Source organism: Paenibacillus sp. DS2015, assembly GCF_050433705.1.
Taxonomy (GTDB): domain Bacteria; phylum Bacillota; class Bacilli; order Paenibacillales; family Paenibacillaceae; genus Paenibacillus_AQ.
In genome coordinates this window covers 1-5,079 of the sequence record NZ_JBNPWS010000065.1, presented here as the reverse complement: position 1 = coordinate 5,079, position 5,079 = coordinate 1, and the positions used below count along the sequence as shown (strand labels likewise).

The window sequence follows — 5,079 nt, the reverse complement described above, 5'->3', positions numbered from 1 at the left end:
CATGAAAGAAGAACATCGGAAAGCCGTATGAAGGAAAACTTCACGTACGGTTTGATGAGGAGGGGCTGAAATAATATTCAGTCCTTCACTCTAGCTGGGTAGCACCAATTATTCAATAGCTTCTGAAATACTAAATCTTATGCCGGTCGTGTCTGAAGATTCGATCTGATATTGTAGGCCATTACGAACGGTTGATCGATTAAGATTAGAGAAATCTGTATTCTCATCCGTAAAGCCAATATCTCTTATAATTGCACCACGATCTTCGGTATTTAGGGTTGGGTTAGTTGCCATAATGAGGACGCCAATAGATAATAGAATATCCGCGCCAGAGTCAGCACTGCCATCTCCACGACTAGTTACAGTAACTTGACGGAGGTTCCCCGTTGTTTTATCAACAATTCCTTGCAAAGATAAATTATCGACTAGCACATAAATGAAATTGTCATTAACATCATCTGGTATAATACTTAGCTTAGATATCTTTAATCCTGTTTGGAATTCCTTGGCACTGCTGTTGAATGCTTGAGTGAATTGATCTACTGAGATCCCTAAGGTTCCGGTAATGGGCTCATCAGATGAGAAGGGTTGCTCCGGTACAATGACTGAGTTTTTAGCTTGTACAGTTTCTATCTGATTGGAACTTACTTCTTCGGGTTGTTGTGTTATTATATTTCTTGCACCATTAATAGCTCCTATAATCAAAATAACAATACCCCAGAACCACCACTTTTTAAATAGTTGTTTATTCAATTTTGTTCCCCCTAAGTATGATAACAATCATCAAACAGTCTATCAGAGCTAACAGAAAATATCCATGCTAATCAGACAGAATATCGTATTATCATACGCAGCACGAGAGAGTATTTCGTTGAATAAAAGCTACATTAATGTTACTTTTTGTGATTTTTAATTTTTGTCTTCACGTAGTACCCATTTATAGTATATAGTAAATTTGAATCAGGAATATAATGTTGCTGAACCCATAGTCTCATATAAAGAGGGGGATTGATGTGTTATCTGAGTCTGTTGGATTTTTAGTTTTTTCGACTATTGAAGGCGTTGGGCTTTTTGTTCTAATGTTGTCTATATTTAGGCTTAAAGCTACGGATTATATGTGGCAGGCTTTATTTATGATATTACTTATGAATTTACAAAGTTTCTTCCTGCGAAATGAGCTTTCGCTTGCTTATATTGTGCCGCTTGTAAATATTGTGTTATTTATATTTCTTTTAAATACGGTGGTAAAGATTTCACTGGTCTGGGCGGGAATCGTATCTATAGCAGGTTACTTAGCCTTCGCAATCATTCAAACTTTAATCCTGCTAGTCTATTTTGGATCGATTGATGCTGCGCAATCATCGATAGGAAATGGATATCTTACTCAATCACTCAGTGGCGTAATTAGCGTGTTAATTGCATGGGGATTGTACAAATTTGGCATAGGATTTACTTTCGATTTCGACAGATTCAGGTTGAAATGGGAAGGAATAATTGTTGTTTTGTTGATCATTATTTTTCTGCTCGTATTTACTGCTCTTCTTTATAAAAATGAGCTTTCATTGAATATCGTGTTTTTCATATGTTCCTTGTTATTTCTGTTGTATTATGCTCTGATAAAGGAGAAGTTCAATGATTGAATCTTTGGCTCTCAAAATAGCAATAGGTATAAAGCAATCTGCCCCTAACCACCCTTCTTCGGTGGATGTGCTCAAGTATGGATTAGCTCTGTTGTTGAATATAGTATTTATTATTACAGGATCGTTAATGATTTCAATGGTTACAGGGAAGGTGACGCATGTTGTCGCTATCCTGATTTCATTTGCGGTATTAAGGCAACTCACGGGTGGTATACACCTTAAATCAGGAATGAGTTGTATGATTTGTAGCATTACCCTTTTTACAGTAGTATCCTTCGCAAACTTTGATGGTTATTATGTAGAATTGTTAACTGGAGCTAGTCTATTGTTGATACTTTTATTTGCACCCTCTGGAATGAATGAACAGTCCGCCATACCTGAAAGATACTACCCTCTGCTAAAATTGATTGCCCTCATACTAGTATCTTTAAACTTCATCATCGTATCACCCGTGATAGCAGCAAGTTTTTTTATACAGAGCCTCACCATAGTTCGGGGAAGGAGGTGAACGCAGTGTCTAACTTTGCCTTTTCAATTGCAACCCTCTTGACGGTTTTTGCAAGAAATGTTATAAGTACGAATAGTTTTCTTTATTTCTATAAGGGAGAAATTCCTAAGGAACTTCTCAAGTAAACCAATGGAGGATGATCCACATGAGTTCTCTTACTGTAACCAAAGACATTGATGGAAATACAGGATTAACCACACTGAAAATCGATGACATCTTATTCTTTGAATATGATGGTCGAACAGACCGAATTATCGTCCAGTTGAAGGATGAGACATACTACACTGTAGGCACCCTGAGATATTGGAATAAAGTACTGAACAATAGTGGGTATAAATTCAAGCTTGTAGATCGTAATAATATGGTGAATATGAACAAAATTAAGATGTTGGATAAAATTTTTAAAGTGGCATATTTCGAAACTGATATTTCGAGTAGATCTAAACGCTGCACTGTATCGAGTAGTAATTATAAGGAGTTAGAGAAGGAATTAGGTATGATTAATCCTCAACTAGGATGGACTTAAGCATGGAATGAGAGGGAGAAGACAACATGTATAGGGAATATAGACTCCACAAGAAATAACCCAATGCCGGAATGGCACTGGGTTATTTCTATTTAAGTATGTAGCCTACACCTAACGACGACGACCGAAGAAACCATAACCTCCGCCACCAAGAATTAAAATAATAATAATGACCCATAAAAGTGTACTCATAAATAACAACTCCTCTTCTCATTTGTGTTCCTTATTAGGTTATTACCCACAATAGCGTACTATGAATAATATAATTTCTCGGAGGAGGTTATTGTTACCATGTGGAAAGGGTGGAATGGGTTATTTGAATTGTTTTCTAGCCTGATCAAAGGCCATCTTTTCATCTTCTTTAGTAGAATCTGTATATCCCCATGCCATTTTGCCGTCTAATGTTAAGATGATAATTTCTTTATTCTTACCTTTACTGTCCTCTGAGCTGATCAATACAAAGTGTCCCTTTTTATCTTCACTTTCAAATGGTATTGACTCAACTACTTTTGGATTATTGAAACGATTATTTTCTTCAGTAACGCTGGACTCGGCCAGTTGAAATAAAGGTTGTACATCAGGGTAGATCTTATCTTGAACGAATTTCTTTTTTTTCTCAATGTCTGTTCCGTTTAAATAAATTGTCACATAATCCAAAGCCGTTGATTCATCGGCAGATAATTTCTTCGCCTTTTTCACTTCTTTTTTCACTTCTTCTTTGACTTCTTTTTCGACTTCTTTTGCGGGTTCTTGTACGGGTTCAGCTATCGGTGTAGAGATTGGCTTGTTCACCTCGGCTGATTCTTCTGCCTTAGTGTTGTTCACTGCATCCGTTGTTTCATTGGTTTTGTCCGAAGAACATCCGACTAATAAAAGTGTTGCGATACAAATAGCTGATGCTACTTTGATGATCGTGTTCATATAATCCTCCATAAATATTATTTTGGAATAAGTCTATCAGATATAGGTAAATAATACCATGATGTACCCAGTCGTTGAAGGACAGTTTGCGGAGAAGGCATTGCGTATGATTTATTTATGCCCCTTAAGTACTGAACTTTCTAACTATAATTCAGGGCTGATTTTCATTGCCATTATACCCAGTCCGCATTTTGTACTTTCACATATAGTAAGGTGTACTCAAGTTGAAAAAGGAGGAATTACTATGGGTGGAGTTGTTGGTGGATTTGGCGGATGTTGCGGTGTTGGTGGTGGAGGCATAGGGGCAATATTAGTATTGTTCATATTGCTGGTCATCATCTCCAAAGCGTTCTTATTCTAAACGAAAATTTTATCTTTTTGATGCATCTCATACCATACGAAAGACCACAAAGGCATAGGCCAATGTGGTCTCTTTTTATGAATAATCCCTTTGTTTAAGATGGCTTTTATTGAAGAATGTGTGAAAAATAATCTAGGCATATTATCATATTAGCAACTAAACTATACAATGATATGAAAAAGATTGTGGAGATGAGGGGGATTTTAAGGCCTTCGAAACGAAGAGAGGTAGTCTCGCCGATAGAGAAATCTACTGAAAGATCAGCCTCATTAGTCTAACCCTACTTGAACATTGGAGTTCTTTTTCTGATCCGAATGATCAGCGACAACAGAAATACCAGCCCGGTAATGAACCAGGTTAGCATAAAAGAAAGACCTAGCCCGATGTTCGCGTCTACATAGTCCACTACGTTATGGTTAATTAATGCCACGGTTAACGGAGTTCCGCAAGCAATGAGCAAAGCTAGAACAATGTAACGGGTAGATTTGGTTCTTTTGTGAATCACATAGTACATACAAATGAACGAAATTAATAACAATAGATAAGATAACGAAGCATACAATGCAAGTCTATCCATCCAGTATTCACTCCTCCTCTCCAATTACAACCTTGAGGGTGATGTTTGATACCATATTATCAGCTTAAGAATACCGAGACAATGCATATGTTGGAAATAGCTTCTTCAAATACCTATGTTACCTTACTGGGGGAGTACTGGCGTCGCCAAGCAGAACAGGTGGGGCATACAAGCGCAAGTTTCAATCTGAATTTTTCTTGCCTTTAAACCCACTCCTCATTTTATTTTTTCTCATATAGTAAGGTACCCTGAGCGAAAGGAGGAATTACTATGGGAGAAGTTGCTGGAGGTTACGGTGGTGTAGGTGGTGTAGGTGGTGTAGGTGGTGTAGGTGGATTTGGTAGCGGTATAGGGGCGATCTTAGTTCTGTTCATTTTGTTAGTTATCATATCTAAAGCATTCTTGTACTAAACTAATATGTTTTTATGCTTGAAAAGACCCTGCTTTCAGGCAATGTCATTAAGTTAAGGCGCAGGCCAAAAATCAAGAACAAGAGCAGGTTATCGAAAAGATAGCCTGCTCTTGTTTTTGCACGAAAAAGAAAAC

General features: G+C 37.3%; 9 protein-coding genes. 6 read left to right on the top strand and 3 right to left on the bottom strand.

Translation table 11 applies throughout. The annotated features are described in order from the left end of the window. Window positions 1-108: 108 nt before the first annotated feature. Entirely contained in the window at window positions 109-753 is a 645-nt protein-coding gene (locus J2T13_RS25965) for a hypothetical protein (RefSeq protein WP_429375589.1), read from the bottom strand. Window positions 754-1,013: 260 nt separating this feature from the next. On the opposite strand from J2T13_RS25965, the gene J2T13_RS25960 reads away from it, so the two are divergent. The 4 genes from J2T13_RS25960 to J2T13_RS25945 are packed head-to-tail and all read left to right on the top strand — an operon-like array spanning window position 1,014 to window position 2,674. Further along, the gene (locus J2T13_RS25960) at window positions 1,014-1,640 is read left to right on the top strand and encodes a hypothetical protein (protein ID WP_429375588.1); all 627 of its coding nucleotides are present in this window, start codon (window positions 1,014-1,016) and stop codon (window positions 1,638-1,640) included. Beyond that, entirely contained in the window at window positions 1,633-2,148 is a 516-nt protein-coding gene (locus J2T13_RS25955; RefSeq protein WP_429375586.1) for an accessory gene regulator ArgB-like protein, read from the top strand. Before J2T13_RS25960 ends, J2T13_RS25955 begins: the two co-directional genes overlap by 8 nt. Continuing rightward, window positions 2,145-2,273, top strand: a complete 129-nt coding sequence (locus J2T13_RS25950) for a cyclic lactone autoinducer peptide (RefSeq protein ID WP_429375585.1) — start codon at window positions 2,145-2,147, stop codon at window positions 2,271-2,273. Before J2T13_RS25955 ends, J2T13_RS25950 begins: the two co-directional genes overlap by 4 nt. Before the next feature lie 20 nt (window positions 2,274-2,293). Beyond that, entirely contained in the window at window positions 2,294-2,674 is a 381-nt protein-coding gene (locus J2T13_RS25945) for a LytTR family DNA-binding domain-containing protein (RefSeq protein WP_429375583.1), read from the top strand. 312 nt (window positions 2,675-2,986) lie between these two features. On the opposite strand, the gene J2T13_RS25940 is transcribed toward J2T13_RS25945, so the two are convergent. Further along, entirely contained in the window at window positions 2,987-3,595 is a 609-nt protein-coding gene (locus J2T13_RS25940) for a hypothetical protein (RefSeq protein WP_429375582.1), read from the bottom strand. A 244-nt stretch (window positions 3,596-3,839) separates the two neighbouring features. On the opposite strand from J2T13_RS25940, the gene J2T13_RS25935 reads away from it, so the two are divergent. After that, window positions 3,840-3,956 carry a YjcZ family sporulation protein gene (locus tag J2T13_RS25935; protein ID WP_429375580.1) on the top strand — a complete coding sequence of 39 codons (117 nt, stop codon included), beginning with the start codon at window positions 3,840-3,842 and terminating at the stop codon, window positions 3,954-3,956. A gap of 280 nt (window positions 3,957-4,236) precedes the next feature. Here the strand turns inward: J2T13_RS25935 and J2T13_RS25930 are convergent, their stop codons facing one another. Then, window positions 4,237-4,533 carry a potassium transporter Kef gene (locus J2T13_RS25930; RefSeq protein WP_429375579.1) on the bottom strand — a complete coding sequence of 99 codons (297 nt, stop codon included), beginning with the start codon at window positions 4,531-4,533 and terminating at the stop codon, window positions 4,237-4,239. Between the two features lie 270 nt (window positions 4,534-4,803). On the opposite strand from J2T13_RS25930, the gene J2T13_RS25925 reads away from it, so the two are divergent. Then, a complete protein-coding gene (locus J2T13_RS25925; protein ID WP_429375578.1) occupies window positions 4,804-4,944 on the top strand; it encodes a hypothetical protein in 141 nt (46 codons plus the stop codon). Window positions 4,945-5,079: the final 135 nt, after the last annotated feature.

Excerpts from the sequence above, each read along its gene's own strand:
- J2T13_RS25955 (WP_429375586.1), top strand. The coding sequence starts at position 1,633 with ATGATTGAATCTTTGGCTCTCAAAATAGCAATAGGTATAAAGCAATCT.
- J2T13_RS25945 (WP_429375583.1), top strand. The coding sequence starts at position 2,294 with ATGAGTTCTCTTACTGTAACCAAAGACATTGATGGAAATACAGGATTA.
- J2T13_RS25940 (WP_429375582.1), bottom strand. The coding sequence starts at position 3,595 with ATGAACACGATCATCAAAGTAGCATCAGCTATTTGTATCGCAACACTT.
- J2T13_RS25935 (WP_429375580.1), top strand. The coding sequence starts at position 3,840 with ATGGGTGGAGTTGTTGGTGGATTTGGCGGATGTTGCGGTGTTGGTGGT.
- J2T13_RS25930 (WP_429375579.1), bottom strand. The coding sequence starts at position 4,533 with ATGGATAGACTTGCATTGTATGCTTCGTTATCTTATCTATTGTTATTA.
- J2T13_RS25925 (WP_429375578.1), top strand. The coding sequence starts at position 4,804 with ATGGGAGAAGTTGCTGGAGGTTACGGTGGTGTAGGTGGTGTAGGTGGT.